The sequence below is a fragment of the Vibrio sp. 1249-1 genome (assembly GCF_033340495.1).
The window spans coordinates 1-1,078 of record NZ_JAWOWJ010000135.1; the positions used below are offsets into that span (position 1 = coordinate 1).

Annotated in this window: 1 protein-coding gene; it reads left to right on the forward strand. The window is 48.1% G+C overall.

The window, feature by feature from the left end; translation table 11 throughout:
- Positions 1-1,078, forward strand: a 1,078-nt coding sequence (locus R7Z50_RS24780) for an ATP-binding protein (protein WP_318149387.1), incomplete at both ends; no start/stop codon positions are given.

The window sequence follows — 1,078 nt, forward strand, 5'->3', positions numbered from 1 at the left end:
ACCAATCACTCGAAGTGATCGATGATGGTCGAGGCATGCCTGTTGATATCCACCCTGAAGAGAAAGTATCTGGTGTTGAGCTGATCTTATGTAAGCTCCATGCGGGTGGTAAATTCTCCAACAAAAACTACCAGTTTTCAGGTGGTTTGCACGGTGTAGGTATCTCAGTAGTAAACGCGCTGTCTAAGCGAGTTGAAGTGACGGTACGTCGTGATGGTCAAGTGTACGAAATTGCTTTTGAGCACGGTGACAAAGTATCAGACCTTACTGTAACGGGCACATGTGGTCGCCGCAATCGCGGTACTAGCGTGCACTTTTGGCCGGATGCGAAGTATTTCGATTCAGCTAACTTCTCTGTAACTCGTTTGGTGAACAACCTACGAGCGAAAGCGGTACTTTGCCCAGGTCTAGAAATTACGTTTACCGATAAAGTAAACAACAAAGACTACCAGTGGTACTACGAAGATGGTTTGAAAGACTATCTAGCCGAAGGCGTAAAAGGTTACCCAGTACTACCAGAAGAACCGTTTACTGGGGAGTTTTCTGCAGACACAGAAGCAGCAAACTGGGCAGTAATCTGGCAGCCAGAAGGCGGCGAGATGATCACCGAAAGTTACGTTAACCTTATCCCAACAGCTCAGGGTGGTACACACGTAAATGGTCTTCGCCAAGGTTTGTTGGATGCGATGCGTGAGTTCTGTGAATTCCGCAACTTGCTACCACGTGGTGTGAAGCTAACGGGCGATGATGTTTTCGACCGTTGTTCGTACGTGTTGTCGGTTAAGATCCAAGATCCACAGTTTGCTGGTCAGACTAAAGAGCGTCTCTCTTCGCGTCAAACCGCTGCGTTTGTCTCTGGTGTGGTAAAAGATGCATTCAGTCTGTGGCTAAACGAAAAGCCTCAACTTGCAGAGCAACTAGCGGAAGTGTGTATTGCTAACGCGCACCGTCGTATGCGCGCAAGCAAGAAAGTCGTACGTAAAAAAGTCGCATCGGGTCCTGCCTTGCCAGGTAAGCTAACAGACTGTTCCGTACAAGACTTAAATCGCACCGAAATCTTCTTCGTGGAGGGTGACTC